The 24,652-nt window shown below is 70.4% G+C and carries 29 protein-coding genes and 1 tRNA gene; 14 read left to right on the top strand and 16 right to left on the bottom strand.

The genetic code is table 11. The features are described 5' to 3' along the window. Positions 1 to 2: 2 nt before the first annotated feature. Positions 3 to 1,034 carry a DUF2804 domain-containing protein gene (locus BGN98_RS08165; RefSeq protein WP_288120718.1) on the bottom strand — a complete coding sequence of 344 codons (1,032 nt, stop codon included), beginning with the start codon at positions 1,032 to 1,034 and terminating at the stop codon, positions 3 to 5. Between the two features lie 127 nt (positions 1,035 to 1,161). Then, complete coding sequence (locus tag BGN98_RS08160; RefSeq protein WP_288120716.1) at positions 1,162 to 1,617, bottom strand: Hsp20/alpha crystallin family protein; 456 nt, start codon at positions 1,615 to 1,617, stop codon at positions 1,162 to 1,164. Between the two features lie 117 nt (positions 1,618 to 1,734). Here BGN98_RS08160 and BGN98_RS08155 point away from each other — a divergent pair, with 117 nt between their 5' ends. Next, on the top strand, positions 1,735 to 2,505 hold the full coding sequence (locus BGN98_RS08155) for a putative endonuclease domain-containing protein (RefSeq protein WP_288120714.1): 771 nt from the start codon (positions 1,735 to 1,737) through the stop codon (positions 2,503 to 2,505). Positions 2,506 to 2,593: 88 nt separating this feature from the next. On the opposite strand, the gene BGN98_RS08150 is transcribed toward BGN98_RS08155, so the two are convergent. Further along, positions 2,594 to 4,099 carry an L-serine ammonia-lyase, iron-sulfur-dependent, subunit alpha gene (locus BGN98_RS08150; RefSeq protein WP_061683755.1) on the bottom strand — a complete coding sequence of 502 codons (1,506 nt, stop codon included), beginning with the start codon at positions 4,097 to 4,099 and terminating at the stop codon, positions 2,594 to 2,596. Positions 4,100 to 4,165: 66 nt separating this feature from the next. On the opposite strand from BGN98_RS08150, the gene BGN98_RS08145 reads away from it, so the two are divergent. Further along, positions 4,166 to 6,055, top strand: coding sequence for an amylosucrase (locus tag BGN98_RS08145; RefSeq protein WP_288120711.1), 1,890 nt, complete (start codon positions 4,166 to 4,168; stop codon positions 6,053 to 6,055). Between the two features lie 20 nt (positions 6,056 to 6,075). Here the strand turns inward: BGN98_RS08145 and BGN98_RS08140 are convergent, their stop codons facing one another. From BGN98_RS08140 to BGN98_RS08125, 4 genes are all read right to left on the bottom strand, one after another. Beyond that, positions 6,076 to 6,600, bottom strand: coding sequence for a DUF4395 domain-containing protein (locus BGN98_RS08140; protein ID WP_121189057.1), 525 nt, complete (start codon positions 6,598 to 6,600; stop codon positions 6,076 to 6,078). 150 nt (positions 6,601 to 6,750) lie between these two features. Then, positions 6,751 to 6,823, bottom strand: a tRNA-Arg gene (locus BGN98_RS08135). A 40-nt stretch (positions 6,824 to 6,863) separates the two neighbouring features. Beyond that, positions 6,864 to 7,466: a hypothetical protein gene (locus BGN98_RS08130; protein WP_061683758.1), complete on the bottom strand. Its 603-nt coding sequence runs from the start codon at positions 7,464 to 7,466 to the stop codon at positions 6,864 to 6,866. 61 nt (positions 7,467 to 7,527) lie between these two features. After that, on the bottom strand, positions 7,528 to 7,908 hold the full coding sequence (locus tag BGN98_RS08125) for a DUF5684 domain-containing protein (RefSeq protein WP_288120708.1): 381 nt from the start codon (positions 7,906 to 7,908) through the stop codon (positions 7,528 to 7,530). A gap of 138 nt (positions 7,909 to 8,046) precedes the next feature. Here BGN98_RS08125 and BGN98_RS08120 point away from each other — a divergent pair, with 138 nt between their 5' ends. Next, positions 8,047 to 8,247: a hypothetical protein gene (locus BGN98_RS08120; protein ID WP_036288227.1), complete on the top strand. Its 201-nt coding sequence runs from the start codon at positions 8,047 to 8,049 to the stop codon at positions 8,245 to 8,247. 75 nt (positions 8,248 to 8,322) lie between these two features. Here the strand turns inward: BGN98_RS08120 and BGN98_RS08115 are convergent, their stop codons facing one another. After that, entirely contained in the window at positions 8,323 to 9,303 is a 981-nt protein-coding gene (locus tag BGN98_RS08115; protein WP_121189054.1) for an aldose 1-epimerase family protein, read from the bottom strand. Positions 9,304 to 9,319: 16 nt separating this feature from the next. Continuing rightward, a complete protein-coding gene (locus tag BGN98_RS08110; RefSeq protein WP_288120703.1) occupies positions 9,320 to 10,150 on the bottom strand; it encodes a sulfurtransferase in 831 nt (276 codons plus the stop codon). 145 nt (positions 10,151 to 10,295) lie between these two features. Here BGN98_RS08110 and BGN98_RS08105 point away from each other — a divergent pair, with 145 nt between their 5' ends. Continuing rightward, entirely contained in the window at positions 10,296 to 11,915 is a 1,620-nt protein-coding gene (locus tag BGN98_RS08105) for an MFS transporter (RefSeq protein WP_502687825.1), read from the top strand. A gap of 10 nt (positions 11,916 to 11,925) precedes the next feature. Continuing rightward, positions 11,926 to 12,771, top strand: a complete 846-nt coding sequence (locus tag BGN98_RS08100) for an NAD-dependent epimerase/dehydratase family protein (protein WP_288120701.1) — start codon at positions 11,926 to 11,928, stop codon at positions 12,769 to 12,771. A 141-nt stretch (positions 12,772 to 12,912) separates the two neighbouring features. On the opposite strand, the gene BGN98_RS08095 is transcribed toward BGN98_RS08100, so the two are convergent. Next, complete coding sequence (locus BGN98_RS08095) at positions 12,913 to 13,509, bottom strand: PadR family transcriptional regulator (RefSeq protein ID WP_005049672.1); 597 nt, start codon at positions 13,507 to 13,509, stop codon at positions 12,913 to 12,915. A 93-nt stretch (positions 13,510 to 13,602) separates the two neighbouring features. Next, positions 13,603 to 14,274, bottom strand: a complete 672-nt coding sequence (locus BGN98_RS08090; protein ID WP_052323084.1) for an FUSC family protein — start codon at positions 14,272 to 14,274, stop codon at positions 13,603 to 13,605. Positions 14,275 to 14,496: 222 nt separating this feature from the next. Here BGN98_RS08090 and BGN98_RS08085 point away from each other — a divergent pair, with 222 nt between their 5' ends. Together BGN98_RS08085 and BGN98_RS08080 are read left to right on the top strand one after the other, a co-directional pair. Next, on the top strand, positions 14,497 to 15,198 hold the full coding sequence (locus tag BGN98_RS08085) for a GTP pyrophosphokinase (RefSeq protein ID WP_036288210.1): 702 nt from the start codon (positions 14,497 to 14,499) through the stop codon (positions 15,196 to 15,198). 25 nt (positions 15,199 to 15,223) lie between these two features. After that, positions 15,224 to 15,805: a DnaJ family domain-containing protein gene (locus BGN98_RS08080; RefSeq protein WP_288120698.1), complete on the top strand. Its 582-nt coding sequence runs from the start codon at positions 15,224 to 15,226 to the stop codon at positions 15,803 to 15,805. Positions 15,806 to 15,883: 78 nt separating this feature from the next. Here the strand turns inward: BGN98_RS08080 and BGN98_RS08075 are convergent, their stop codons facing one another. Further along, a complete protein-coding gene (locus BGN98_RS08075; RefSeq protein WP_288120696.1) occupies positions 15,884 to 16,861 on the bottom strand; it encodes a Gfo/Idh/MocA family protein in 978 nt (325 codons plus the stop codon). Positions 16,862 to 16,957: 96 nt separating this feature from the next. On the opposite strand from BGN98_RS08075, the gene BGN98_RS08070 reads away from it, so the two are divergent. The 3 genes from BGN98_RS08070 to BGN98_RS08060 all read left to right on the top strand — a co-directional run bounded on the left by BGN98_RS08070 (position 16,958) and on the right by BGN98_RS08060 (position 19,802). Continuing rightward, positions 16,958 to 18,268 (top strand): O-acetylhomoserine aminocarboxypropyltransferase/cysteine synthase family protein, encoded by a 1,311-nt coding sequence (locus BGN98_RS08070; RefSeq protein WP_288120695.1) that lies wholly within the window; start codon positions 16,958 to 16,960, stop codon positions 18,266 to 18,268. A gap of 76 nt (positions 18,269 to 18,344) precedes the next feature. Then, the gene (locus BGN98_RS08065) at positions 18,345 to 18,944 is read left to right on the top strand and encodes a flavin reductase family protein (protein ID WP_036288186.1); all 600 of its coding nucleotides are present in this window, start codon (positions 18,345 to 18,347) and stop codon (positions 18,942 to 18,944) included. Between the two features lie 501 nt (positions 18,945 to 19,445). After that, positions 19,446 to 19,802: a DUF7882 family protein gene (locus BGN98_RS08060; protein WP_036288183.1), complete on the top strand. Its 357-nt coding sequence runs from the start codon at positions 19,446 to 19,448 to the stop codon at positions 19,800 to 19,802. Positions 19,803 to 19,807: 5 nt separating this feature from the next. Here BGN98_RS08060 and BGN98_RS08055 read toward each other — a convergent pair whose 3' ends face one another. The 3 genes from BGN98_RS08055 to BGN98_RS08045 all read right to left on the bottom strand — a co-directional run bounded on the left by BGN98_RS08055 (position 19,808) and on the right by BGN98_RS08045 (position 20,858). Further along, positions 19,808 to 20,116 carry a hypothetical protein gene (locus BGN98_RS08055; protein WP_288120692.1) on the bottom strand — a complete coding sequence of 103 codons (309 nt, stop codon included), beginning with the start codon at positions 20,114 to 20,116 and terminating at the stop codon, positions 19,808 to 19,810. A gap of 90 nt (positions 20,117 to 20,206) precedes the next feature. Continuing rightward, a complete protein-coding gene (locus tag BGN98_RS08050) occupies positions 20,207 to 20,533 on the bottom strand; it encodes a DUF7882 family protein (protein ID WP_036288180.1) in 327 nt (108 codons plus the stop codon). A gap of 49 nt (positions 20,534 to 20,582) precedes the next feature. Next, positions 20,583 to 20,858 (bottom strand): hypothetical protein, encoded by a 276-nt coding sequence (locus tag BGN98_RS08045; protein ID WP_005049635.1) that lies wholly within the window; start codon positions 20,856 to 20,858, stop codon positions 20,583 to 20,585. A 146-nt stretch (positions 20,859 to 21,004) separates the two neighbouring features. Between BGN98_RS08045 and BGN98_RS08040 the strand changes: the two genes are divergently transcribed. Continuing rightward, a complete protein-coding gene (locus tag BGN98_RS08040) occupies positions 21,005 to 21,160 on the top strand; it encodes a hypothetical protein (protein ID WP_016464229.1) in 156 nt (51 codons plus the stop codon). A 30-nt stretch (positions 21,161 to 21,190) separates the two neighbouring features. Here BGN98_RS08040 and BGN98_RS08035 read toward each other — a convergent pair whose 3' ends face one another. Then, on the bottom strand, positions 21,191 to 22,297 hold the full coding sequence (locus tag BGN98_RS08035) for a fatty acid desaturase family protein (protein WP_288120689.1): 1,107 nt from the start codon (positions 22,295 to 22,297) through the stop codon (positions 21,191 to 21,193). A gap of 160 nt (positions 22,298 to 22,457) precedes the next feature. Between BGN98_RS08035 and BGN98_RS08030 the strand changes: the two genes are divergently transcribed. The 3 genes from BGN98_RS08030 to BGN98_RS08020 form a co-directional block, all read left to right on the top strand. Continuing rightward, the gene (locus tag BGN98_RS08030; protein ID WP_288120687.1) at positions 22,458 to 23,375 is read left to right on the top strand and encodes an ROK family protein; all 918 of its coding nucleotides are present in this window, start codon (positions 22,458 to 22,460) and stop codon (positions 23,373 to 23,375) included. Between the two features lie 69 nt (positions 23,376 to 23,444). Further along, entirely contained in the window at positions 23,445 to 24,233 is a 789-nt protein-coding gene (locus tag BGN98_RS08025) for an alpha/beta fold hydrolase (RefSeq protein ID WP_288120685.1), read from the top strand. A gap of 88 nt (positions 24,234 to 24,321) precedes the next feature. After that, positions 24,322 to 24,652, top strand: a 331-nt coding sequence (locus BGN98_RS08020) for a DUF4383 domain-containing protein (RefSeq protein WP_288120683.1), incomplete at its 3' end; no start/stop codon positions are given.

Below are 24,652 nucleotides of genomic sequence, written 5' to 3'. Positions count from 1 at the left end.
GGCTACCACCGGTTGCGGACGTCCTCTGCGAAGCCTTCGATGCCGTCGAATGCGATCACGCCGCCGTCCACGGCGAATGTCCCCGACCAGGTGCCGAAGCACTGGTCCGTGCGCGAGGAGACCACGCCGAGGTTCATGGCGGATGTCTTGTCGTAGAACGGGGTGAACACGGCATCCAGCCCTCCGCCGTGCACCCGCCAGGGGTGAAGCGGCGCGGCCAGATCGTAGATCCAGGACACCGGTTCGGAGATCTTGTGCAGCGTGCCGTCGAGCACGACGCCGTTCTCCGTCGACCCCGTCCCGTCGGTCCGTCGTCCCCCGACCTGGATGCCGAGGCTGCGCCCGTCTGCGAGGGTGCCCGATCCGGCGCCCCAGTTCCATGACACGTCATAAGGCCAGCGCCCTCGCCCGTGATCCAGCACCGCCCACGATCCCGCCGGCACCTCGTAGTGGACGCCGTCGAGCGTCAGCACACCGGATGCCGGGAGCGCGACATCCTTCACGGTGTACTGGAACCGGCGCGACGACCAGGGCACCACGACCGCCAGCAGCTCGTGTCCGGGCGGGCGGCGCACCGTGATGTCGAAGGACGCGTCCGGTATCTCGGCGTGCAGACGCCAGAGCGACCCGCGCTCGGCCGGCGTGATCGTGGCGGCGAGGCCGGCGTGCCGCGCAATCGTGATGCCGGTGCCCAGCGACGCAGGCAGGGACACCTCCCGCGACGGCAGCACCGTGACGCTGCGGCCCCACGAACGCGTCGTGGCACGATCGTGGATCCACACCTCGTGCACCGCGGCGTAGTCCAGCGACGACACCGTGAGCGACACGATGTGCGTGGGCGTCATGACGTTCCAGTACTCCCACCTCTTGTTGCGACCCCACGTTCGGACGAAGCGTCCACGTCCGATGCCGCGGGTGTCGACGAGCGGCGAGCGGGCGAAGCCGATCGCCGCCGGGTTGAGGCGGCCGTCGGGGCCGGTGAGGGAGACGGGTTCGGTGAGCTCGCGCTCGCGCGCGGCGGGAGGTGCGGTCATCGGCATCCTTGCTGACGTTCCGAGTGCTGGTGCTTCCGGTGGGGTGCTTCGACACTAGCGCGCATACGCGAACCGCCCCGGTCCTCGCGGACACGGGGCGGTTCGTGCGCGGGTGCGCGGACCGGGACTACTGCTCGACGGGCTGCGGCTCCTGTGCAGACTCGTGGGCCTGGATCGTGGGGGCGGTGCCGTCGGCGACGACCTGGACCTTGCGCGGCTTGGCCTTCTCGCTCACCGGGATGGTCACCGTCAGCACGCCGTTGCTGTACGTCGCGGTGATGCCGTCGGTGTCGATTCCCTGACCGAGGTTCAGCTGGCGCAGGAAGCTCGCGGTCTCACGCTCGCGCGTGATCCACTTCACGCCGTCGCCCTCGCTGAGGGTGCGCTCGGCACGAATGGTCAGCAGCTGGCCGTCCACATCGATGTCGACCGAGCCCGGGTCGATTCCCGGAAGGTCGGCGCTCAGCACGTAGTGGTCGCCGTCGCGGTAGAGGTCCATCGGCATCCGGCGGGGTCCCCGGCGCGTGTCGAAGAGGCCCGACGCGATGCGGTCGAGGTCACGGAACGGGTCATACGTGGCCATTGTTCTCTCCTGTTCGTGTATGGCTCTGTGGGTTCTCAAAGTTGAGCCTCATCGGCTCAACTAGGTCAAGATTAGCACTCGACCAGTGAGAGTGCCAACGGTTCACGCACAGCGAACGTGCGCGATCGCGCGCGCCGTTCACATGACCCTCGCGCCGGAAGCGGCAACAGCGCCAGTTCTCCACGAGCCCGCAACCTCGACGCACCCTTCCGCGGAGTCCGCGTCCGGCGCGACACGGTCGACGCCGCACCGCACGGTGAGGACACGCCGTACGAGATCGCCCGGCGCAACATCCTGGGTCGCGTCCGCGCCCACGCACTCGTGCTGCCGCCCCCTGCGTTCTACACCGGGACGACGGCGCTCGCGATCCACGGGCTCCCCTTCCCCGACGCGGATGCCGCGGCATCCGCCGACCTCGACGTCGCCGTTCCCGCGCCACACCGTGCCCTCAGGCGGACGGGCATCACCGCCGTGCAGATCACCCCGATGCTCGTCCACACCACCGTCCGGGCGGGCCTTCCAGTCGCGACGCCCGCCTCCGCCTGGGCGATGCTCGCCCGCGAGCACACGATTCGAGACCTGGTGGTGATTGGCGATGCGATCATCCGCGTGCCGCGCGACGGATGGGGGCGGCGTCTGCCCGAAGCTCAACACGCCGGACTCGAGAATCTGGCCGCGGCTGTCGCCGCAGGCCGCCGTTGCGGAATCGAGGGCGATCACCACCGCACCTCGCGTCGCCAGTGGGTGCGCGACCTCGAGAAGTACTCCGACTACGCGACCCTCGGCTGGGATGTTGTGCGCCTGAGCGCCGCGCACATTCGACACGATCCCTCGCGGGGAGTCGCGCTGGTCCGCGCCGCCCTTGCACGCCGAAGTTGGCACGCGTGATCGGCTGCTCGGTTGACGCTTGCGCCGGTAATCACATCGCGATTTCCGGCGCGAACGCCAACTGAACCGCGGCAGGCGCTCGCGGCGCTCAACACTCGACGACGTTGACGGCGAGTCCGCCCTCGCTGGTCTCTTTGTACTTGGTCGACATGTCGATGCCCGTCTGACGCATCGTCTCCACGACGGCATCCAGCGGCACGTAGTGCGTGCCGTCGCCGCGCAGCGCGAGGCGCGCGGCCGTGACGGCGGTGGATGCCGCGATCGCATTGCGCTCGATGCAGGGGATCTGCACGAGCCCACCCACGGGGTCGCACGTCAGACCCAGATGGTGCTCCATCGCGATCTCAGCGGCGTTCTCGATCTGGCGGTTCGTGCCGCCCATCACCGCGGTCAAGCCGCCGGCAGCCATCGCGCACGCCGAGCCGACCTCGGCTTGACACCCGCCCTCGGCTCCCGAGATCGAGGCGTTGGCCTTGAAGAGGGAACCGAGAGCCGTGGCCGTCAAGAGGAATCGACGGATGCCGCGACGACGGTTCGCCTCGGCGAGCTCCTGCACGGTGGCGACGATGTCCTCCGACCCGTGCGCCGCCTCACCCGCCTCGCGGCCGTCCGGACCGTGCAGCCCGAGAAGCGCCGAGCCAACGAGTTCGCCGTAGGGAGTGACCGCGTTCTCCGCCCCGATGCCCGCATCGGCGAGGAAGCGCCACCAGTACATCGCGACGGCCGGAAGGATGCCGGCAGCACCGTTCGTCGGCGCTGTCACGACGCGTCCTCCGGCGGCGTTCTCCTCGTTGACGGCCAGTGCGAACGCACCGAGCCACTCACCGGGAAGCTCGCGACCGGTCGCCTCGACGCTCTCCAGCTGCGCGCGGATCGCGCCCGCGCGCCGCTTCACCTTCAGCATTCCCGGCAGCACCCCTTCGGCGTGCAGGCCCGCATCGACGCACGCCGCCATGGCGTCCCAGATCGCGTCGAGGCCGGCCGCGACGTCCGCCTCCGGCCGCAGCGCCTCCTCGTTGCGCCGGGCGACCTCCGCGATCGTGAGCCCGTAGGTATCGCAGACGTCCAGCAGCTGCGCCGCCGTCGCGTACGGCAGCGGGAAGGATGCCGCGGCCACCGCATCCGACTCGCCCTCGCGCCGGATGAACCCTCCACCGATCGAGTAGTAGGTGTCCTCGCGCAGCGCGATTCCGTCGGCATCACGCGCGACGAGGGTCATCGCGTTGGGGTGTCCGGGAAGACGCGTGCGCGGTGCGAGCGAGATGTCTGAGCGCGAGAACGGGATCGGGATGCGACCGTCCAGGAGGAGGTGCGCTCCGTCGACCCAATCGGTCCAGGCGCCCCGCACGCGCGCCGGATCGACGGTCTCGGCCGCGAACCCCTGCAGGCCCGCGACGACGGCGTCGGGCGTGCCGTGCCCGATCCCGGTGGCGCCGAGCGAACCGTAGAGGGCGCACTCCACCCGGAAGAGCCCCGGCAGATCCCCGACGCGGCGCGCGAAATCTCGGGCCGCGCGCAGCGGGCCCACCGTATGGGAGCTCGATGGTCCTACCCCGATGGAGAACAGGTCGAACGCCGAGACGTACGCACTCACGTGTGTGAGCCTACGCCGCCCGCCGCGCCGGGCCCTGCCCGATACGCTGAGACCGGAGGGGGAACCATGACCGCACTGACCACGTCCGACGCCGATCGCGTCGCGGCGCTCGAGGCCTGCGAGGCGGCAGGGCGCCTCGACGACGCGTTCCTCACCCGGTTCGATGAGCAGTTCCCGCGGTTGCACGGCCTCTTCACCCGCCTCTACGGCGAGCGCGCCGACGGCCGCGAGCAGCTGGCGGCCACGGTGGCGGCGGCATCCGCCTCGTGGAATGCGCGCCCTCTCGACCTGAAGGTGCACGACGCGCAACGCGCCGCCGACCCCGAGTGGTTCCAGTCCGAGCGCATGCTGGGCGGTGTCTGCTACGTCGACCGCTTCGCCGGCAACCTCGCCGGCGTGCGCGAGCTGATCCCCTCGTTCCGCGAGCTCGGGCTCACCTACCTTCACCTCATGCCGCTGTTCGACGCTCCCCTCGGCGACAACGACGGTGGCTACGCGGTGTCGAGCTACCGGCGCGTGAATCCGAGCCTGGGCACGATGGCGCAACTGGCCGAGCTCGCGGCGGAGCTGCGGATGGCGGGCATCTCACTCGTGCTGGACTTCATCTTCAACCACACCAGCAACGAGCACGAGTGGGCGCAAAAGGCCGTGGCGGGCGACCCCGCCTACGCCGACTTCTATCTGATCTTCCCCGACCGACGGATGCCCGACGCCTACGAGCGCACGACGCGCGAGATCTTTCCCGACGACCACCGTGGATCGTTCGTGCAGCTCGAGGACGGCCGCTGGATCTGGTCGACCTTCTACCACTACCAGTGGGACCTCAACTACGCGAACCCCGCCGTCTTCCGGGCGATGGCGGGCGAGATGCTGTTCCTGGCGAACCAGGGCGTCGAGGTGCTCCGGATGGATGCCGTGGCCTTCATCTGGAAGCGTCTGGGAACGTCCTGCGAGTCGCTGCCCGAAGCCCACCTGCTGCTGCAGGGGTTCAACGCGGTGCTCGCGATGGCAGCGCCCGGCATGATCTTCAAGTCCGAGGCGATCGTCCACCCCGACGAGGTGGTCAGCTACATCTCACCCGAGGAGTGCCAGCTGTCGTACAACCCGCTGCAGATGGCGCTGACGTGGGAAGCGCTCGCCACGCGCGACGGCCGACTCCTGCAGCAGGCGCTGGATCGTCGCCACGCACTGCCGGCCGGCGCCGCCTGGGTGAACTACGTCCGCAGCCACGACGACATCGGCTGGACCTTCGCCGACGAGGACGCCGCGGAGCTCGGCATCGACGGCTACGCGCACCGGCAGTTCCTCAACCGCTTCTACACGGGCCGCCACGAGGGCACGTTCGCGCGCGGTGTCGCCTTCCAGGAGAACCCCGTCACCGGCGATGCCCGCGTCACCGGAACGACGGCTTCTCTGGCCGGGATCGAAGCCGGCGCCCCCGGCGGGGAGGATCGCGTGATCCTCGCGCACGCCCTCGCCCTGTCGACCGGCGGCATCCCCCTGCTGTACCTCGGGGACGAGGTCGCACAGCTCAACGACTACTCCTACGCCGACGATCCGGTTCGCCGTGGCGACACCCGCTGGGTGCACCGCGGCCATCGTCCGCGCGACGCCTACGCGCAGCGAGACGACGACACCACGCCGGCCGGGCGGGTGTTCCGCCGGCTCACCAAGCTGATCTCGGTGCGCCAGCAGTCTCCGGAGCTCGCGGGCAACGCGCTCATCCCCTTCCATACCCCGCACCCCGCCGTCGTCGGTTACCAGCGCCTCGGTGAGACCAGCACGCTGCTGGTGCTGGCGAACGTCGGCGACGCCGAGGTCACGATCGACCCGCTCACGCTGTCGGGCTTCGCGCGCACCGCGTTCGACCCCGTGCACGACGCGAGCGTCGACCTCGACGAGGGCGTCACGCTACGCCCGCACGGGTTCGTCTGGCTGCGCGTCACGCCCGTCTGACCGGTGCGACCTGAGGGGTCTCAGGCGCCGAGCAGCCCGCCACGCGGGCGGAACACCCCGGCCCGGGCGAGCGCGAGGTAGAGCAGGCAGCCGAGGCACACGCCGAACGCCGCGTTGAGGAAGGCGGCCACGAAGGCGAGTGCCGCGGCGATCGGCAGGGCCCATGCGACGCCGGCCACGTGCAGCACGAGGCCGACCGTCACGACGACGAAGCCGATGACCTGCGCGAAGCGCGGAGGCCGCGGGTCTTCGAGGTCGACCGGCGGCTGCAGGCGCGGTCGGATGGCGACGCGGTACAGCGCGCCCCACGGCGCCGTGCGCGGAGCGGCAAAACCCCACACGAAGAGGAGATCGACCACGAGCAGCAGGACGAACGCGGGGTCAGAGACCCGCTCGGCGAGAGTCGTGCCCTCGCGAACGGCCGTCCCCAGCAGAGCGAGGAACGTACCGGCCAGCAGAAGCAGGGCGGTGATGGATGCCGCGAAGCGCGGACCCCGGGGATCGATACCGGCGGGGCGGACGGAGGCGGGAGCGGAAGTGGCCACGCAGATACGTTAGGTCGCCGCGCAGGCGCCGGGGCCGGGATCGTCACACTTCTTCACGCACGCACGCACGCGCGATCGCCGATGCCGCCAGGGAACGAGAAAGGCCCGCGGCATGCCGCGGGCCTTTCTGGTTACTGTCTCAACACAGTGTGCGCCCGAAGGGACTCGAACCCCTAACCTTCTGATCCGTAGTCAGATGCTCTATCCATTGAGCTACGGGCGCAGTTTCCGGCACCTCTTCGAGGGCCGAGGACCAGCTTAGCCTACGCATCGGGATGTGACGAATCGAGGCCCTGCTGCTTCTGCTGTGCCGCGACGCTGCGGCGATGGGCGCGCAGTTTCGGAAGGTCAACGAGCCGCAGGGCCTGCATCCGCGCCGTGCGCATGCGCTCGTAGTCGGGATCGAGGTCGGGGCGCGCCGCCTCGATCCGCAGCGTCCGATCGATGTTGCCCGCGACCTCCGTCCACGCGGCATCCCGCGCGTCGAGGACCAGCTTGCGCAGCTCTTCGGCGTCGTCGGCGCGACGGCGAAGCTCGTGGGCGACGTGCAGCGACTGCTTCTGGCGCCGGCGCAGGTTGCGCACATCGCGGCTGCGATAGTCGTGCGTCCCATCGGAGTCGGTGTGGCGGCCGCGGGCCGCGCGGCGCTGTCGTTCGGTGCGCGCCGCGTCTTCCTCCGCTTCGGCAGCGAGGGTCTCCAGGGCCTCCTTGGCCTCGGGAAGATACCGATCGAGGTCGAAGTCCTCTCCCTCGGCGAGGATGTGGACGAGGATCGTGTTCTTCAGGCTCAGGCGCGTCGCAGCGGACGCGATGTACAGCCCCTCCGCAACCACGTCACGGGTGCGTACGCGCTTCTCGTTGACCACGGCATCCCCTCCCCTCGATCCTAGGGAAGACCGACGCCGCGGCGGAACGCGCGACGGGTGCTCAGGCCGGCGACGTGTACCGATCGGAGCTGAAGCCGATGATGAAGAATCCGATCGGGGCGAACAGCAGCAGCAGCACGATCGAGAAGAAGGCGCCGTGGCCGAAACCGCGGCCGATGCGGATCGCCACGATGATGAAGAAGACCACGTTGACGAGCGGAACGATCGCCAGCAGCCCCCACCACGCCGAGAATCCTGCGATCTTCACTTGGATGAACCAGTTCACGATCGGGATGAGGGCGAGGATGCCGGGGTATCCGGCCTTGCTGAACACCTTCCACATCGCCACGGCGAGCAGCACGTAGTAGGCGACGAAGAGGACGAAACCGGTGCCGCCGCCGAAGGCCGCCTGCCACTGGTCCAGAGTGCCGGTGTTGTTCACGGCGCCATCCTAGGGGCCGCGCGCGCCGTGCCAACACTGCCCGATCCGGCTACCACGGTCACCGCGCCGGCGGCAAGCCCTTTCGCGCGGCGGCGATCCTTCATACCGTGGAGGTCCGACCTGATGAAAGGAGTCGCTATGGGATTCATCGACGACGCGAAGGACGCGGCCGAGACGGCCGGCCGGAAGATCAAGGAAGGCTTCGAGGACACGGTCGATCGTGTCTCCGACAAGATCGACGAGGCGAAGGCCGACGCCGAGGTCAAGAAGGCCGAAGCCGAGCGCGACTCCGTCCACAAGCGCAACGAGATCAAGGAAGAGATCCGCGGCGACAACTGAGTCGCCGATCTCACGCCGAAGGGCCCCGACGCATCCGTGTCGGGGCCCTTCGGCGTGAGAGGGCGGCGGCTGCGCTCAGGCGTCCACGGCGGCGATACGCCACGAGGCCGAGACCGACCCGCCGGCGGGGATGACGATCAGGCCCGCGTCGTAGTCGTAACGACCGGCATTGAAGGCGTCGGGAGCACACGTCATCGGCTCGACCGCGAGGCCGGCGCGATGACCGGGGTCGGGGCTGCCGTCGGCCAGGGGCGGACGGTCCGCCGTGTGGATCTGCACCCACGGGCATGCCTGGTCCCAGACCATCTCCACACCGGTTCCGGACGGGTCGACCAGTCGCACGGTCGCCACGCCATCCACGCGGGAGAGACCGGTGAAGGCGTGATCGATCTCCACCTCGCCCAGCACCCGCGGCGCACGCCAGTCGAAGCGTTCCGAGCCGGCGACCTCGGCGAGCGCGATCGGGGCGAGCTGATGGTCGGTGACCTCGAGCACCTGCTCGGCGGGCAGCGTCAACGTCCACGCGTCCAGCGGCGCGGAACCGGCCACCAGATACGGATGCGGGCCGGTACCGAACGGCGCGGCATCCGCGCTCTCGTTGGTCGCCACGACCGTCTGGGTGAGGCCGTCTGCGCTCAACCGGTAGGTGGTCTCCACGCGCACACGCCACGGGTACCCCGACTGCGGCACGATCACGGCGGCCAACGTCACCGCGTCTTCGGTGCGGTCGACGACCGCGAAGTCGAGCCAGACCGCGAGGCCGTGCAGCGCGTTCGGGCGGCCGATGTCGCTGAGCGCGAGCTCGTGCGTATGTCCGCCGAACGAGTACGCGCCGTCGACGACGCGGTTCGGCCAGGGAGCGAGCGTGGCGCCGCGGTAGCCGGGACGCACCTCGTCGGCCGCGAACGGCACGACCAGGTCGCGCCCGTCGACGGTGAGCGCACGCAGCGACGCGCCGACGCTGGCGATGTGCGCTTCGTAGGCTCCGAGGCGGAGGGTGAGGTCGGTGCCCGAGACGGGAACGGACGCGGTCGTCGGGGCAGGTGTCTGTGGCATCGTCAACATCGTAGTGTCAGGGCCGGTCGCCGGTGGCGACCGGCCGGTCGGGAGTATTCGACCACTGGCTCCAGGAGCCCGGGTACAGAGCCGCGTCGTGTCCCGCGACGGCGAGCGCGAGAACGGCGTGGGCAGCGGTGACGCCCGAGCCGCAGTACACGCCGACGGCCTGCCCCTCCAACTCGGAGTAGCGGGCACGCAGCACCTCAGCGGGGAGGAGGCGCCCCTCGGCATCCAGATTCTCGGTGGTCGGCGCGTTGCGGGCGCCGGGGATGTGTCCGGCGGCGGGGTCGAGCGGCTCGACCTCACCGCGATAGCGCTCCGGGGCGCGTGCGTCCAGGAGCACACCGCCCTGTGCAAGGGATGCCGCGGCATCGATGTCGAGCCTTCGGCGCTGTCCCGCGTGCAGCGTCACGGTGCCCGGCGTGGGCGTCACATCGCCGGTCTCGAGGGCTCCCCCATCAGCGCGCCAGGCACGCAGCCCTCCGTCGAGCACCCGGGCGGGAATGCCCGCGTCCGTGAGCATCCACCAGGCGCGGGCCGCGGCGAACGAGTTCCAGTCGTCGTAGACGACGACCGTGTCGCCGTCCTCGACTCCCCAGCGGCGCACGGAGCGCTCGAACTCCGCCGGGGACGGAAGGGGATGACGTCCCTCGCTCGGCACTCCGTGAACGGCGAGCTCGCCGTCCATGCGGACGTAGACGGCGCCGGGCACGTGGCCGTGCCGGTACGCCTCCTGGCCGTCAGGGGCATCGAGACGGTAGCGCACGTCGAGGACGATCGGCGGGGTGGGGGTGCTCAACTGGGCCTTCAGCTCGGAAGGCGCAATGAGAGGAGAGACGCTCATGGGAGCGAGGTTACGCGCGTGCGCGTACGGGCGGACACGCCGAACGCAACCTTCCACAGCGCCGCGATGTCACCGCCGTCGATGCCGGACAGCGCACCGCGCCGCCCCATGGACAACACGGGGACCTCGGGTGCATACTTTCAGTATGGCTGAAGGTGTGATCGATGCGGCGCCGTCACGGCGCGAATGGATGGGGCTCGCGGTTCTCGCCGCCGGACTCGGGATGATCGTGCTCGACGGGACGATCGTGGGCGTCGCCATGCCCGACATCATCCGCGACCTCACGCTCGACCTCACCGACGCGCAGTGGGTCTCGAGCCTGTACGCCGTGCTGCTCGCCGCGCTGCTGCTGTCCACCGGCAAGCTCGCGGACCGCTTCGGACGAAAGCTCCTGTTCCTTCTGGGCATCATCGTCTTCGTCGGCGGAAGCGTGTGGGCGGCGGCATCCGCGACCGGTGGCGCTTTGATCTCCGCCCGCGCCGTGCAGGCCGTCGGGGCCGCGTTCATCATGCCCTCGACACTCTCCACGGTGAACGCCGTCTTCCGGGGCCGCTACCGCGCCGCGGCCTTCGGGGTGTGGGGGGCCGTCATCTCGGGCGCGGCAGCGATCGGCCCGCTCGTGGGCGGTGCGCTCACCCAATACGCCTCCTGGCAGTGGGTGTTCCTCGTGAACCTGCCGCTGGGCGCCATCGTCTTCGCCCTCGCGCTGTGGGCGGTGCCCGAGACGCGCGGTGCCGGGTTCCGCCGCGGCGCCGACGTCGACGGCGCGCTCCTGTCGGCCATCGGCTTCGGCTCGCTCGTCTTCGCCGTCATCGAGGAACCCGACCTCGGGTGGTGGACACCCACGGCCGACCTGCGGCTGGGTGGCTGGGTGTGGCCCGCGACGGCGCCGATCTCGATCGTGCCGATCTGCCTCGCGGTCGCGGCCGTCGCGCTCACTCTGTTCGTCATCTGGGAGCGGCACCGCGAGCGCGTCCAGCGCGACGCTCTGCTGGACCTGCACCTCTTCTCGCTGCGCACCTTCTCGTGGGGCAACGTGACCGCCGCGATGGTGGCCGTCGGCGAGTTCGCGATCATCTTCGTCCTGCCGCTGTACCTCACGGCGGCGCTCGGACTGTCGATCATGCAGACAGGTCTGGTTCTGGCCGCCATGGCGTTCGGCGCGTTCGCCTCGGGCGCGGCCGCTCGACACCTCGCCGCACGCTTCGGCTCCCCCGGCACCGTGCTGATCGGTCTGGCCCTGGAAGTCGTCGGCATCCTGATCCTCGCCGCGATCGCCACGGCGACCACGCCGGGGTGGCTCATCGCCCTGCCGCTCGTCGTCTACGGCCTCGGCCTCGGCCTCGCCTCGGCCCAGCTCACCGGAACCGTGCTGCGCGATGTGCCGGTGGAGATCAGCGGCCAGGGGTCGGCGACACAGTCGACCGTCCGCCAGATCGGCACGGCGCTGGGCACCGCCTTCGCCAGCGCCGCCCTGTCGGTCTCGCTCGCGCTGACCCTCCCCGGAGCGTTGACGGATGCCGGGATCACCGGCCCCGCAGCCTCCCAGCTCGCCGACGCGACCCGCACCTCGGCGGGCACCCTGATCTCACAGCTGCGCGCCGAGGGCTCCGCCAGCATGCTGGGATCGCAGACGGATGCCGCCGTGCAGGCACTGTCGGCAGGATTCGCCGACGCGACCCGCTGGTCGCTGCTGCTCGCTTCGCTCTTCCTCATGCTCGGGCTCGTCGGTGCCGCGCAGCTGCGGCGGTTCGCGCGCAGTTAGGCTCGGGACCATGCGTATCGCCGTGACCGGAGCATCCGGAAAACTGGGAACCGTCGTCGTCCGTGAGCTGCGCGCGAGCGGCCATGAGGTCGTCGGGATGGACGTCGTCGGTGCCCGCGGCGCCGGGTTCGTGCAGGTCGACTTCACCGACTACGGGCAGACCGTCGACGCGCTGCAGGCCGTCAACGACCAGCACGACGGGCTCGACGCGGTGGTGCACCTCGCGGCCATCCCTGCTCCCGGCATCCGCTCCGCCGTCGCGACCTTCCACAACAACATCGCCGTCACGTTCAACGTGATGTGGGCGGCGATCCGCCTCGGGATCACCCGCATCGTCACCGCGTCCAGCGAGACGGTGCAGGGCCTGCCCTTCGACGTGCCGCCGCCCTACATCCCCGTCGACGAGGCCTATGCCGCACGTCCCGAATCGGTCTACTCCCTGGTGAAGCACCTCGAGGAGACGATGGAGAAGGAGCTCGTGCGCTGGCACCCCGAGGTGTCGGTCACCGCGCTGCGCTTCTCGAACGTCATGATTCCCGCCGACTATGCGGAGTTCCCGTCGTTCGACGCCGACGCGACGCAGCGCAAATGGAACCTCTGGAGCTACATCGACGCCCGCGACGGCGCCGCGGTCATCGCCCGCGCGCTCGAGGTGGCCCCCGCCGGCTTCGACCACTTCCTCATCGCGGCCGGCGACACCGTCATGAGCCGCCCGAACGCGGAACTCGTCGCGGATGTCTTCCCCGACGTCGAGATCCGGGGCGAGCTCGGCGTCAACGACTCGCTGTTCTCGACCGCAAAGGCGCAGCGCCTGCTGGGCTGGTCGCCGCAGCACTCCTGGCGCGACGAGGTCTGAGCCGCGCGCGAGCGGTTCAGTTGGCGCGTCCGCCGGGAATGACGCCGCCGTTGCCGGCGCGAGCGCCAACCGACGCGAGGGCACGGCGGCCCCGGCATCGAACACCCGCAGCCTGGCGGCGCGGGGACCGCGAAGCACCACTCACCGCGCGGCGACGGCGGCCTTCGCCGGTCTCCCCCGCTTGGGCCGGTCGGACGAGAGACCCTGCGCCAGCGACACGGATGACGGGCCGGAGAGCCTGTCCTCGACGTGTGCGAGCCAGCGCACCTCCGACTCGGCGGCGAACAGCGACGCCGACAGCGGCAGCGCTGCCACCACGGATGCCGGGTCGCCGCCATCCACGGCGACGTAACGCGCCGTCAGCTCGTCGAGCCGCCCCTGCGAGGCTTCGCGCTGCGCGCGCACCAGGTGCAGCACATCGACGCCGGGCAGGGTCGCTGCGAGCGCGACCTTCAGCGCCAACTCGTCGCGGGTCGTTTCTACCCGCTCCACGGGAGAGTCGAACCACTCGCGGACGGCGGCGGAACCGGCATCCGTGATGCGCCAGTACACGTGGCCCTCGGCGTCGACGTCATCCTTGGAGACCAGTCCGTCGCGCTCCAGGCGCTCCAGGGTGTTGTAGATCTGGCCGACGTTCAGCGAAGCCGCTCCGGTGCGTCGAGTGAACTCGGCGCGCAGCTGATAGCCGTAGCACGGAGCTTGATCGAGGATCGCCAACAGGCTCTGACGCACCGACATCCGCGTTCCCCCGACTCTCGATTATGTGATTTCTCAGTATATGCATACGCGGAAAATCCCCCGACGCCGCGCCAACAGGGTCGCCGACCGCCGTCAGTCCTCGGACCGAAGCCGCACCGCGAGCGCCGCCGCCGTTCCCACCGCCGCCCCGACCACGGTGTCGAGGATGCGCTCCAGCGCGAGCGGCAGCGTCTCGGCCGTGCCCGTCGCCGCGCCGATCAGCAGCAGCACGAGCGGCGTGATGAACACCAGTGCGAGCGCGTAGTGGCGCACCACGACCATCTCGATCGCGAACTGCAGCACGCCCAGCAGCAGCCCGAGTGCCCAGACCGGCAGCGGCACGAACGCCAGCCCGAGATACAGCGCGCCGCCGACCACGGTGCCCACGGTGCGGTGGACGCCGCGCTCCGCCGCATCCCGGCGCCCCACCGGCAGCCCGACCACGGCCAGACCCGCGCAGACGATCCAGTACGAGCGTGCCGGGTCGACGACCACCGCCGCGGCCACGCCCGCGACGCCCACGATCGCCGCACGCAGCGTGAGGGTCTGCGCGAGCGCCGACCACTGCAGCGGAAAGAGCTCCGCACGCGGTCGAGGCCGCTCGCGGCGGTACCGCGGCAACAGCAGCGGTGCGGCGACCAGCAGGCAGGCGAACGCGCCCGACGCGGCGACGACGGCGAGGTAGACCGCCGGGTCCACGGCGCGCGCACCGCCGTGCCGCGAGGTGATCTGCGCAGACAGACCGAAGACCAGCACGAAGAACACCGGTCCGGGCGGCCCGAGCGAGACGGCACCGGCCAGCGCCGTCCGCGCGCAGGACCGAACGTCGCGAGGCTCCGCGCGACGTGGGCCGCCTCGGCCCGCACGCGGTCACCGAAGCGGGCGGGCGGGGTGGACGACGGCATCCCTCCATTCTCGCCTGGCGCTCGGCCGGATTCCCCCGGTTCGCACAGCCGGCGCCGAGGAGGGCTGGCTACGGTCGAGACCATGGAAGCGATTTCGCAGCCCCTGTCCATCTCGACCGACGAGGGAGTGACGACCTTCTCGGCCGAGCAGCTGCGGATGATGCGCGACGAGTTCCAGCGTTTCCTGCTCGAGTACCAGTTCGGCCTGCGGGAGGTCGAGACCAAGCTCGGCATCCTCCGCGACGAATTCCTGCTGATGCACGACTACAACCCGATCGAGCACGTCTCCAGTCGGGTGAAGTCGGCCGACAGCCTCGTCGACAAGATCACGCGTAAGGGTGTCGACCCCAGCTTCGACGCGATCCGCGCGGCCATCACCGACATCGCCGGCATCCGGGTGACGACGAGCTTCACGAAGGACGCCTACCGCCTGTTCGACCTGCTCACCCAGCAGGACGACATCACCGTGCGCGAGGTGAAGGACTATATCGCCCACCCGAAGGCCAACGGCTACAAGAGTCTGCACGTGATCGTCGAGGTCCCCGTGTTCCTCTCGTCGGGGCGGGTCGACGTCGCCGTCGAGGTGCAGTTCCGCACGATCGCGATGGACTTCTGGGCGAGCCTCGAGCACAAGATCTACTACAAGTACGCCGGCGCGGTTCCCGACGGACTGCTCGCCGAACTCAAAGAGGCGGCCGACTCGGCATCCCTGCTGGATGCCCGCATGGAACGCCTGCACGGACAGCTGCACGGTCCGGCCTCGGCGACGATCCGGGCCGTCTGAGCGCGCCGGCGCCTAACCTGGACGCATGAGCGAGGATCCGCGCCTGGAGGCGGCGCGCTACCGGATCGCGCAGGAGGCGCGCGCGTCCGGGGACAGTCCCGCCGCGGACGGCGCCGACGATGCACCTCCCCGCGCGCACGGCACGCCCACAGCCCACGAACGCGCGTTGTACGTCGAGACGGCCATCCAGCAGGCGATCCGCCGCGGAGACTTCGACGACCTGCCCGGCGCCGGCAAGCCGCTGGAAGGCCTCGGCGATCACCACGACCCCGACTGGTGGATCCGCCGCAAGATCCAGAACGAGCGCCTCACCGGCCTCGGTCCTGCCGCGCTGATGCTGCGCACCGAGGATGCCGAGTTCACACAGACCCTCGACACCCTGACGCGCGACGCCGACGTGCGCGCCCACGTCGAGGACTTCAACCGCCGCGTGGTCGAGGCCCGCCGCCAGCTCCAGGGCGGTCCGCCCGTCGTGACGGCCACCCGCGACGTCGACGCCGAGGTCGCCGCGTGGCACGAGCGCCGGCGGCGGCGCGCCGCGGCGGCATCCACCCCGCCGTCGGAGTCCGAGCCTCGGCGCCGGCGCGGTCTGTTCCGCAGGCGCTGAACCGGCAGCGGTTGCGCATCCGTTGATGGTTTCCGATTCTGTGAACTCCACAGCGGCGAGCGCACAGCACGACCCGGCTCAGCCGATCGCGGCCCGCCAGTCCTCGAGCAGGCGTGCGGTCCTGCGGGTCTGCGCCCACGGCATTTCGGGCGCCTCGGTGCGCCCGTCCCGCAGGGCCAGGATCGTGGCATCGGCCTCGATGGCCATCGGGCTGATCGTCGCCGTGTGGATCCGCTCGACGGTGCCGTCGGGGCGGCGCAGCACGGCGTCGGCGGTCGAGACCACGCGACTGCCCCAGACGTTCTCGATCTCGAGGACGCCCTCCGCTGCGCGCACCACCGCACGGCGGGGAAGGTCCGCGGTGATCGCCGTCGCGATCCGCGCCTCGAACCCGCCGAACGCGATCGTGGCCCGGGCCTGCTCATCGACGGCGCCGACGACGCCGTCGGCGTCCACGATCACGGGCGGGTGGTCGATGCCCGCCCACGCGGCCAGCCCCACGACGAGGGATGCCGGGTAGCACCCGACATCGAGGATCGCACCGCCGGCGGTCGCCGGGTCGAACAGACGCCCGTCATGAGCGTCGGCGGCGAACCCGAGCGTGGAGTCCACCGATCGCAGCTCGCCGATCGCGCCGGAGGAGACGAGCCGGCGCAGCTGCTCTGCGAACGGACCGAAGCGGTACTTGAACGCCTCGACGACGGGAAGCCCGACGCGCGCAGCGTGGGCGAGCACGGCCTCCGTCTCGGCGACCGAGATGCCCAGCGGCTTCTCGCACAGCACCGCCTTGCCCGCATCGAGCGCGGCGTGGGCGAGCTCGGCGTGGGTCGTGTGGACGGTGCCGATGTACACGGCATCCACGTCGTCGCGCGCGAGCACCTCGTCGTACGTGCCGGCGACCGCAGCGCCGTACCGGTCGGCGAACTCACGCGCCCGGATGCCGTCGCGCGCGCCCACGGCGTGCAGGACTCCGTGTTCGGCGTGCGGCAGCGCCGCGAGGAAGTCACCCGTGATGACGCCGGCGCCCAGGACCGCCCAGCGTGCTTTGTCGCTCATGGTTCCACGCTAGCGGCGCCGGTGGAGGCCCACGCGCAAGGGATGCCGCGAAGTGTTACGGCCGATCCGTCACAATCGCCCGCGCCGCCCTAATCTGTGCTGGTGAGCACGCAGCCCGACAGCGCCGACTACGGTTTCGACACCCGACAGGTGCACGCCGGCGAGGTCGACGAGCGCAACCACGGCGCGCGCATCACCCCGATCTACCTGACGGCCGCCTATCGCTTCGACTCGTTCGCGCAAGCCGAGGACCGCTTCACGGGCGCCGAGACGGGTCAGCTGTACTCCCGCAACCTCAATCCGACCCACGAGGTCGCCGAGCGTCGTATCGCCTCGCTCGAAGGAGGGACCGGGGCGATCGTCGTCGGCTCGGGCCAAGCGGCGATCACGGCGCTGCTGCTGGGCCTCGCCGGCGCGGGCGAACGCCTCGTCTCGACCGCGAGCATCTACAGCGGCACGCGCATCCTGTTCGATCGCACCTTCGCACGACTGGGCGTGTCGACCGATTACGTCCGCGACGCTGCGGACGAGGACGAGTGGGAGCGGCGGATCACGCCGCAGACGAAGGCGATCTTCGTCGAGACGATCCCCAACCCGAAGAACGACCTCGTCGACGTCGCCGCGGTCGCTCGCATCGCACAGCGGCACACGATCCCGCTGATCGTGGACAACACCGTCGCGACCCCGTACCTGATCCGCCCGCTCGAGCACGGCGCCGATGTCGTCGTGCACTCCTCGACGAAGTTCCTCACCGGGCACGGCGCCGCCCTGTCGGGTGTGATCGTCGACGGCGGCCGCTTCGACTGGGCTGGCTCGTCCCGCGATTACCCGGGGCTGACCGCGCCGGCCGCCCCGGGCCGCCCCGCGCTCGTGGACAGCCACGGCGAGCGCGCACTCGAGGCCTACCTGCGCTTCGGCATCGTCAACGATCTCGGCGCCGCTCTGTCGCCGGTCAACTCGTTCCTGCTGCAGCAGGGCATCGAAACCCTGTCGCTGCGCATGGCGAAGCACCTCGAGAATGCCGAGATCGTCGCCGCGTGGCTGGCGACGCACCCCGCCGTGGAGAGCGTCGACTTCGCGGCTCTGCCCACGAGCCCCTTCCACGGCATCTCGCGAGAGCGCTTCGGCGGCCACGCCGGATCGGTGTTCGCCTTCACCGTCCGGGGCGGACGGGCCGCCGCGGAGCGCTTCTTCGACAGCCTTCGCCTCATCAGCCGTATGACGAACATCGGCGATGTCCGCTCGATGGCGCTGCATCCGGCGACGACGACGCACGTGTCGTTCCCGCCCGAGGAGCGGGAGCGGCTCGGAATCGGCGACGGACTCATCCGGCTCTCGATCGGCATCGAGACGGCATCCGACCTCATCGCCGACCTGGACCGGGCTCTCGCCGCAGCCTCTTCCTGACGGATCACGGCTCCGGACATGTCGCCGTATTGCGTCTGACGGAGCCGGCCTGCGCCAGGGCGTTTACCGTGGAGATATGACCTCGTCGCCCACCGCACCGATCGCCGTGCCGGTCGATGCCCCCGCCCACCACACCACCGACCTCACCTCACCGGGCTTCTCGTCGTCGCTGTCGGCCGACGAGTTCAAGGCGCTCTTCCGCGGCCACCCGGGCGGCGTCGCCGTCATCACCGCCGACGCCGGCGACGGACCGGTCGCGCTCACCGCGACGAGTGTCGCGAGCGTGAGCGCCGAGCCTCCCCTGCTGATCTTCTCGGTGTCGGCCCTCTCATCGTCGGCCGCCGTGCTCGCGAAGGCCGAGACGGTCGTCGTCCACCTGCTCGACGCCCACGACCTCGACCTCGCCCGCCTCGGCGCCACCAGCGGCGTCGATCGCTTCGACGGGTCGCAGCCGTGGTCACGTCTGGTCACCGGCGAGCCGGTGTACCACGATGTGCGCGCGTGGGTGCGGTGCGCCGTCATCGAGCGGATGGATGCCGGCGGCTCCACCGTGTTCGCGGCGCACGCGCTGCAGTCCCAGCTCGAGCGCGACGTCGCCCCGGGCGAGCCCGGCGACGCGCTGGTCTACCACAACCGCACCTGGCACCGCCTCGGCGAGCTCTCCCGCATCTCCTGACGCCGCCCGCCCGGGCACCGAACGCGACAGGTTACGGCGCCGGTGGCCGCGCGACCAGAAGCTCACCGCGGCCGCTGGCGACGACATCGCCCTCGGCCGCCGCGATCAGCCACGTCGTTCCCGCCCTCCGAGGACACCGCGATCTGACGATCGCGACCAACAATCTGAGGATCCCCGCGGAGATCGCCCCGTCGGCGTTTCGCGACCTCTACGTGTTCGGCGGAGCCGTCGGCACGATCACGCAGGGTCCGGGTATTCGACGAGCAACCTCGGCGACGCGACCATGATGGCGGAGCTGATCGACCGCGCCGACCGGACGGCGGTGCTCGCCGACTCCTCCAAACTCGGACGTCGGCTCTTCGCCCAGGTCGCCCCCCCTCGAGGGCGTCGACTACCTCATCACCGACGCTCCCCCACCTCCCCCTCTCGCGAACGCGCTCGTGCAGGCCGGCGTGAGTCTCGTCGCTCCCTGATCGCCGCCGCACGGCCTACAATCGCACCGTGGGCACGATCTATTACGGGGGCTCGGCTACTCCGATCCATATCGAGGACAGGGTGCTCGCACACCTGAAGGTGGTCGTGGCCACCAAGCTCCGCCGCGGCGAGAGCTTCACCGTGTCGTGGCAGCACCCCGACGGCGAGACGCGAGGCCGCAGCACCATCTGGCTGCATCCATCGATCCCGTTGCGCTTCGTTTTCGACGATCCCGAACCCACCGAGCTGAACCGTGCATGGATCGAAGAGTTGGCCCAGTCGGCGAGCACGTCCGGCGGCATCCAGCTCACCGAAGAGCAGATCGAGTCGGTCGAGGGTGACGCGGACAACGCTCCCCAGACGGTCGCCGTCGCCGACGACTGATCGCTTCAGAGTCCGCGCGCCGGAGGGAAGTGCGGGATCGGAACCGGCCGGCTCGAGGTCGACTGTTCTTGCGCCCGGAGGATCTCTTCGCCTCTTTCGACGCACTCCTCCAGCGACGACAGACGTGATCGCCGAGCACCGCCTCTGATCCAGACCGTCTCGAACCCGTCGTCCGTGCGCTCGATGTAGGCCACGACGAATTCGGCGTCGCGTGCGCTCACGCGCCGGTCGCACAACCGCCAGGCATCCTCATCGATCGGGAGGAGTTCGAGGTGGCCGCCGACATGCGCTGTCTGCGTCGTCGCCGTCATCATCGTCACCGCCTTCTCCCCCAGTGTCGGGGAAACCAGCCGGCGGGGCGAGGGGATTGACAGGTCCCCTCGCCCGTGCGACGCGCGAGGCCGTCAGCCGGTCAAGACCTCACCGGAGTAAGGCCCCTCGGGCTCGGGGACGATCTGCAACCCCGCCGTCGAGTTCGCGGCGTGCGTCAGCGCCTCCAGCCACGCCCGGTTCAGGGCGGGCTGACGGCTGCCGTGGTACGAGTAGACGATCGACGCGTGCGGGTGCAGCCAGATGGCCGTGCGCCCGTCACCGAGGCTCGTGTCGTTGCGCCATGTGAAGGTGAATGTCTCGCCGCGGCGGAGTTTCTGACTGATGACGACCTGCAGGTGCGCGAGCACGCGATCGTCGAAATCGGCTTTCACATTGCCGTCGTAACTGAACCGTCCCACCGCTCCAGAGTAACGTGCGAGTCACGTACGCCCCGATCGGCTCGATCCGTCAGGCGAGCGCCGCCGTGCGTCGGGAGATCTCCGCGCACGCCCGGTCGGCACCCAGGATGTCGGAGGCGAGCGAGGTCGTCGCATCCAAGACGGCGACGGGGATGCCGCTGCCGAGGAGCATCCGGCAGACGCTGAGGGCACCGTCGTCGATGCTGGGGAACTCGACGATGTCGGTGGAGCCGGTCTGGTTCAGTCGCTGCGCGTACGTCAGCACCGCATCCGCGACGTCATCGGTCGTGAGGATGCGATGCCCCTCGATCAGGATGTCTTTCACGGTTCGACCTCGCCGGGGATCGTCAGTACGTGGGATGGTGATCCTCAGTACAGCCGAACCGGGCGGCCTCGACGAGGGGCTTGACAGCCTCCCGCGACGATGTCAACCCCCCGCGCCCGCGCTCGCGACGAGGGCACACTGAGCGCATGGCACTCGCACTCATCCTTCTCATCGTCGGTATCGTCCTGATCCTTCTCGGCGTCTTCGTCGAGGCGGCGAAGTTCCTGCTGTGGATCGGACTGGTCATTCTGCTCATCGCGATCATCGCGTGGCTCATGCGCGTCGTGAAGCGCAACGCCTGACGCGACCGCAGCCGGCGCCGCCGTGGGCCGTCAGGCGCGGCGGTAGCCGGCGACCATCGGGCAGTCGAACGGATCGCGCGCCGCGAGGCCGACGCGGTTCAGGTAGTCGATGACGATGGCGTATGAGCGCCACACGCTCGTCTCGGTGTACGGGATGCCGGCGCCCTTGCAGTAGTCACGCACGACGGCGCGTGCGCGCGAGAGGTGCGGGCGGGCCATGCTCGGGAACAGGTGGTGCTCGACCTGGTGGTTGAGGCCGCCGAACATCCAGGTGGCCCACCAGCCGCCGTTGATGTTGCGGGACGTGCGCACCTGCTTGGTGAAGAAGTCCAGTCGGGCGTTCGCATCGATGACGGGCATGCCCTTGTGGTTCGGGGCGAACGATGCCCCCATGTACACGCCGAACACGGCGAGCTGCACGCCGAGGAAGGCGAAGGCCATCCCGAGCGGCAGGAGCAGGAAGACCGGGACGATGACGACCGCGAGTCGCGTCGTGATGAGCGCCAACTCGAGTCCGCGCTTTTTCACCGGCTGCCGCGACAGCAGGTGGCGGATGCCGTGCGCGTGCAGGTTGAGCCCCTCCAACGTCAGCAGCGGGAGGAAGAACCAGCCCTGGCGGCGGGTGATGAACCGGCGGATGCCGCGGGCCTGCACGGCATCCTCGACGAGGAACGAGATCGTGTCGACCTCGATGTCGGGGTCCTTGCCCACGCGGTTGGGGTTGGCGTGGTGGCGGGAGTGCTTGGAGTCCCACCACGAGTAGCTGATGCCGACGACGCCGGCGGCGAGGATGCGCGCAAGGCGATCGTTCGCCGGCCCCGAGGACAGGATCTGCCGGTGCGCCGCCTCGTGGGCGAGGAACGCCACCTGGGTCAGCACGATGCCGAGCGCCGCCGCGATGAGCAGCTGGAACCAGCTCTGGCCCAGCAGGACGAAGCCGGCGACGCATCCGGCGAGGCAGAGGGCCAGCGCCGAGCCGACGAGAGCGTAGAAGACCGGAGCCCGGCGCAGCAGCCCGAGTTCCTTCACCACCTGCGACACCTGGGTGTACGAACGCGCGACCGGCGGGAACGTCTCCGACGTCGCGTACGTCTGTCGGATCGGGCCGAGAGTGGATGCGGGGGTGAGTGTGGCCATGACCGGCTCCGTTGATCGGCGGTCCATCGCGGGAGACGATGCCCGTGGGGCGAAGCCAAAGGCGGGTGCCGATCGCTGGCGCCGACACTACGCTTACATCTATACGGCGCCCGGCATACTCCCGGCCCCGCCCCTCTCGACGACTCCTCAAGGACGCGGCATGACTCTGGCACTGGCGATCGATCTCGGCGGCACGAAGATCGAGGGCGCCCTCGTCGACGCGGACGGCGCGATCATCGAGGGCTCGCGCCACCGCACCCCGACCGGCGCGGGCGCCGCCACGGACCTCACCGTGCTCGAGCGCGGCCTCACGGAGGTGATCGACGGATGCCGCGCGCCCCCGCGGTGGAACGAGGTCGTCGCGGCGGGCATCGGCGCGGCCGGGCCGATCGACATCACCGCCGGCACCATCGCGCCGATCAACCTTCCCGCGGCGCACGGATTCGCCATCGTGGCGGCGGTGCGAACCGCAAGTGGGCTGGACGCCGTGACGCTGCGCCTGGACGGCACGTGCATCGCCCTCGCCGAGGCGTGGCGGGGTGCCGCACGCGGGGTGCGCAACGCGATCGTGTTCGTCGTGTCGACGGGTGTCGGCGGCGGCATCGTGTCGGATGGGCGGCTCGTCGCCGGTGGTTCGGGCAACGCGGGACACCTCGGGCAGATCCTCGTCGCCGACGTCGACGGCGAGCCGGCGGCATCCACCCTCGAGCAGCGTGCCTCGGGACCGCACACGGTCGCCTGGGCGCGCGCCCAGGGCTGGGCGGGCACGACCGGCGAGGAGCTCGCGGTCTCGTACCGCGCGGGCGAGGACGTGGCGGTCGCGGCGGTCGCGCGGTCCGCGCACGCGGTGGGCGTCGGTCTCACGAGCGCGGCGACCCTGCTGGATCTCGAGCTGGCGGTCGTCGGCGGCGGGTTCTCGTTCGTGGCGGACGACTATCCGGACCGCATCGAACGCGTCGTTCGCGACAGCGCCGTCAACGCCTACGCCGGGCGGTTGAAGGTCGTGCGTGCCGGGCTGGGCGGGGATGCCCCGCTCATCGGCGCCGGCGCACTCGTGCACCGCGCCGACCTGCTCTGAATCCGCCCCCTGCGCTCCGACGCCACGCGATGTCTTGACGACGTCGAGGGTCGGTGCTTGCATCGGGCCATGCATCATGTGACCTCCGCCGACGGAACCCGACTCGCCGTCCACGACACCGGATCGGGGCCCGCCGTCGTGATCGTCAACGGCGCCCTGTCGACGGCGAAGGATGCCGCCGCGCTCGGCGCGGCGCTGGCCGATGCGGGCCTCCGGGCGATCACATACGACCGGCGCGCCCGCGGCGACAGCGGCGACACGAAGCCGTTCTCGGTGCGTCGGGAGGCGGAGGATCTGGCGGCCGTCATCGCCGGCGCGGGAGGGGAGGCGGCGGTGCTGGGCCACTCCTCCGGCGCGGTGATCGGCCTGTACGCGGCATCCCTCGTCGCCGAGACGGGCGTGCCGGTGCGCGCACTGTTCCTGTCCGAACCCCCGTTCCACTTCGGCGTCCACGAGCCGGCTCCCGATCTCCCCTCGCGCATCCAGGCGCTCGTCGACGCGGGAGATCGCGAGGAGGCCGTCGTCCTGTTCCAGCGCGAGGCGGTCGGACTTCCCGACGCGATGATCGCGCAGTTCCGCGCGACCGACGCCTTCGCCGGCGTGGTGCCGCTGGCACAGTCGACCGTCTACGACGCGACACTCGCGCGCGAGCTGTCCACGCCGACCGATGCCATGCTCGCCGTCGACGTCCCGGTGACGATCCTCTGCGGTCAGCAGACCTTCCCGTTCCTCAGCGCGGCTGCCGAGCGCCTCGCGGCGGCGATGCCGCACGCCGAGCTGATCGTCTCGCCGGAGTCGGTCGGTCATCGACTCGATGCGCAGGCGGCGACACGGATCGTGGCGGCGCGGCTCGCCTGACGCGCAGCCCGCCCGCCAATCCGTTCGGCGTCGCGCCTCGAACAACCTCCGTCACGACACCGGTCGCGACCCGAACAGGAGGTCCGTCATGAACTCGTCACCGAACCGTCTCGTCGCCACCGTCTTCGGCGCCGTCTACCTCGTCGTCGGCGCCCTGGGCTTCGCCGTCACCGGCGGCGTGGGATTCCTCGCCACCGACGGCGGACTGCTGCTGAGGATCTTCGCCGTGAACCCGCTGCACAACATCGCGCACCTTCTCATCGGTGCCGCGCTCGTGATCGCGGGCCTGAGCGGCGTGCGCGCCGCCAAGACGGTCAACGCCACCATCGGCGCCGCCTATCTGCTGCTGGGCGTGGTCGGCTTCTTCCTCGTCGGCACCTCGGCGAACATCCTCGCCCTGAACGTCCCCGACCACTTCC

The sequence above is a fragment of the Microbacterium sp. 69-7 genome, assembly GCF_001897985.1.
GTDB lineage: Bacteria > Actinomycetota > Actinomycetes > Actinomycetales > Microbacteriaceae > Microbacterium > Microbacterium laevaniformans.
Note: the sequence above shows the minus strand (reverse complement) of the source record. Positions and strands in the feature narration are given on the sequence as shown.

Bases quoted from the DNA above. Each gene is read 5' to 3' on its own strand.
- BGN98_RS08120 (WP_036288227.1), top strand. From the start codon at position 8,047: ATGGGATTCATCGACGACGCGAAGGACGCGGCCGAGACGGCCGGCCGG.
- BGN98_RS08165 (WP_288120718.1), bottom strand. From the start codon at position 1,034: ATGACCGCACCTCCCGCCGCGCGCGAGCGCGAGCTCACCGAACCCGTC.
- BGN98_RS08075 (WP_288120696.1), bottom strand. From the start codon at position 16,861: ATGAGCGACAAAGCACGCTGGGCGGTCCTGGGCGCCGGCGTCATCACG.
- BGN98_RS08030 (WP_288120687.1), top strand. From the start codon at position 22,458: ATGACTCTGGCACTGGCGATCGATCTCGGCGGCACGAAGATCGAGGGC.
- BGN98_RS08025 (WP_288120685.1), top strand. From the start codon at position 23,445: ATGCATCATGTGACCTCCGCCGACGGAACCCGACTCGCCGTCCACGAC.
- BGN98_RS08115 (WP_121189054.1), bottom strand. From the start codon at position 9,303: ATGCCACAGACACCTGCCCCGACGACCGCGTCCGTTCCCGTCTCGGGC.
- BGN98_RS08100 (WP_288120701.1), top strand. From the start codon at position 11,926: ATGCGTATCGCCGTGACCGGAGCATCCGGAAAACTGGGAACCGTCGTC.
- BGN98_RS08085 (WP_036288210.1), top strand. From the start codon at position 14,497: ATGGAAGCGATTTCGCAGCCCCTGTCCATCTCGACCGACGAGGGAGTG.
- BGN98_RS08055 (WP_288120692.1), bottom strand. From the start codon at position 20,116: ATGATGACGGCGACGACGCAGACAGCGCATGTCGGCGGCCACCTCGAA.
- BGN98_RS08065 (WP_036288186.1), top strand. From the start codon at position 18,345: ATGACCTCGTCGCCCACCGCACCGATCGCCGTGCCGGTCGATGCCCCC.
- BGN98_RS08110 (WP_288120703.1), bottom strand. From the start codon at position 10,150: ATGAGCGTCTCTCCTCTCATTGCGCCTTCCGAGCTGAAGGCCCAGTTG.
- BGN98_RS08080 (WP_288120698.1), top strand. From the start codon at position 15,224: ATGAGCGAGGATCCGCGCCTGGAGGCGGCGCGCTACCGGATCGCGCAG.
- BGN98_RS08160 (WP_288120716.1), bottom strand. From the start codon at position 1,617: ATGGCCACGTATGACCCGTTCCGTGACCTCGACCGCATCGCGTCGGGC.
- BGN98_RS08105 (WP_502687825.1), top strand. From the start codon at position 10,296: ATGGCTGAAGGTGTGATCGATGCGGCGCCGTCACGGCGCGAATGGATG.
- BGN98_RS08040 (WP_016464229.1), top strand. From the start codon at position 21,005: ATGGCACTCGCACTCATCCTTCTCATCGTCGGTATCGTCCTGATCCTT.
- BGN98_RS08035 (WP_288120689.1), bottom strand. From the start codon at position 22,297: ATGGCCACACTCACCCCCGCATCCACTCTCGGCCCGATCCGACAGACG.
- BGN98_RS08145 (WP_288120711.1), top strand. From the start codon at position 4,166: ATGACCGCACTGACCACGTCCGACGCCGATCGCGTCGCGGCGCTCGAG.
- BGN98_RS08095 (WP_005049672.1), bottom strand. From the start codon at position 13,509: ATGTCGGTGCGTCAGAGCCTGTTGGCGATCCTCGATCAAGCTCCGTGC.